This is a genomic window from Mesorhizobium sp. ArgA1 (genome assembly GCF_053714375.1).
The window spans coordinates 1-2,078 of record NZ_JBSKBQ010000076.1 but is presented as its reverse complement, the minus strand read 5'-3'; the positions used below and the strand labels follow the sequence as shown (position 1 = coordinate 2,078).

The 2,078-nt window shown below is 58.5% G+C and carries 1 protein-coding gene and 1 pseudogene; both read left to right on the top strand.

All coding sequences use genetic code 11. The features are described from left to right. Positions 1-909 precede the first annotated feature (909 nt). Positions 910-1,386, top strand: coding sequence for a zinc ribbon domain-containing protein (locus ACWGTI_RS32280; RefSeq protein ID WP_454590634.1), 477 nt, complete (start codon positions 910-912; stop codon positions 1,384-1,386). A gap of 357 nt (positions 1,387-1,743) precedes the next feature. Then, positions 1,744-1,881 (top strand): annotated as a pseudogene (locus ACWGTI_RS32275) (IS5/IS1182 family transposase); the annotation flags it as partial. Positions 1,882-2,078: the final 197 nt, after the last annotated feature.

Here is a 2,078-nt window from a genome sequence, read left to right as displayed (position 1 = left end):
TGGACGACAGCATGCCACCGTCGAAACGGGCGATGACGGACTTGCCTCCGACAGATGACAAACCGCTCAGCGGTAGCGTAGGATCGTTCATGGCGGGTGTGGTCTCCGGAAATGACTAGGGTTGGCGTAAGCAACCAAATCCTAGTTCATTTCAACGGCTTGCACCACATCCGCCAACCCGCCGCGAATTTTTCGGGCTAGGTAATAGCTCAATTCGAGCAAGTAGGAACCTCCGGGTTTCCTAAGGAGATTTATCGAGCCAATTGATTCTATGTGGCGACTATTAATGCTCGGCTCCTCATGTTACGGCGCATTTTGCCAAACTGCCGATGCAACCATTACGGAATAGATGCCGAATACTCTTGTTCAACATCCTTCAAACGGCACCTACTATTTTGGGAGAGTCGAGGACAAGAATGTCAGATCAGAGGTATCCTGATTCCGGGCGCGCCGATCGTCTTGAAACGCGGACGACACAGCAGTCGCGGAGGATTCGGCGTGCGCCATATCTGGGCACGGCATAAGACGGAAATCCTTGCTCGCGGGTATTCAGAGGAAGAAGACGTCGCAAAATACGTAGCGGATATCGTTCGCCCCGGCTCACCTGTCTTCTGCGAGTTCGGGCATATCCGGAACGTGCGTGTGACAGTAGTGCGGACGATAGTCGGCATTGCCGTGCTTGAGCACAAGACGCACGGAGACGATGTCCATTATTCAGTGGTGACAGCGTTTGCCCAGCGGAATGCTCACGGTACCCGGGTGGGAACCGTTCTTGCCCACCAGCCTGCTCCTGCCCAGCTACCCGAAAACAAAACGCCCACGGAACCTGCATAGATTCCGTGGGCGATTTATATGAAAATTGGACAGTAGAAGCGCTTCCGTAGCTCAAGGGGTTGGAAGCCACCCGAAGTGTCCTGTCGCAAGCTTCCTGCTAAGCTTGACCGTCCTGTTGATCTCACCGTATTCGAGGCGGCCCGTGCACAGCTTGAGGAGAACCGGAAGCGCAAGCGCCAACGCATACCCGGCGCGGACTGGCTGCTGCAGGGCCTCGCGGTCTGCCGGCGTTGCGGCTACGCCTATTATGGCAAGCGCGCGCCTCGTTCCCGCAAGTACGATCGGACGAACACGCTGCGCTACTATCGTTGTATCGGTGCGGATGGCTACCGCTTCAGCGGCCATGCCGTGTGCGATAACCCGGCGGTACGCGGCGATCACCTGGAAGAAGCGGTGTGGGATCAGGTGAAAGGTCTCCTGGAGAACCCGGGTCGCGTGGCCGACGAATATCGCCGCCGCCTCCTCCAAGCCCGCGACGAAACCGCGAGCCGGATGAGATCGTCCGCCTGGAACGACAGATGGCCACCTTGCGTCGCGGCATCGGCCGGCTGATTGACAGCTATGCCGAGGGCGTCATCGACAAGGCGGAATTCGAACCGCGTATCGCTGGCCTGAAACAACGCCTCTCCCAGCTTCAGGAGCGACACCGGGCGGCGGTCGAAGTGGCCGAGAACGAACGCGACCTCTCTCTCCTCATCAGCCGTCTGGAAGACTTCTCCGCCAAGGTGACAGCAGGGCTCGCCGGCCTTGATCGGATCGGCATGCGGCAGATCATCCGCACCGTGGTTCGCCAAGTCGAAATCGACGACGCGCACATCGAGATCATCTTCCGGGTGCCTCCGATCGATGGCCCGGCCGGCCCAAAATCACCACGCGAAATGACAATTTCCAAGCAACATTGTACAGAGGATCGTCGAGCGCACCTTCGGCTGGATGACCCGATGGCGACGCCTCGTGCGCGACTACGAGCAGCGCATCGATGTCTCTCACGCCATGATCCTCGTCGCCATGGGCGGCAACCTCCTACGAAGAACCGCTCATCCGTGAATTTCCAAACGGATTCTTACACCTCAAGAGTGAAGCCGCAGAGGCGTCGCTTGCGCTCTCAATGGCCGCGCGACGCCGCGCCGCCATTCACCCAGGGCGGGTCTACTCACCATCAGGATGAAGCAGTTGCTTCTGCCGCTGAAAGTGCCGTTTCGAAACTCCAAAATCACAGCCTCGCCAGTCGGTTTTGCAGCGCC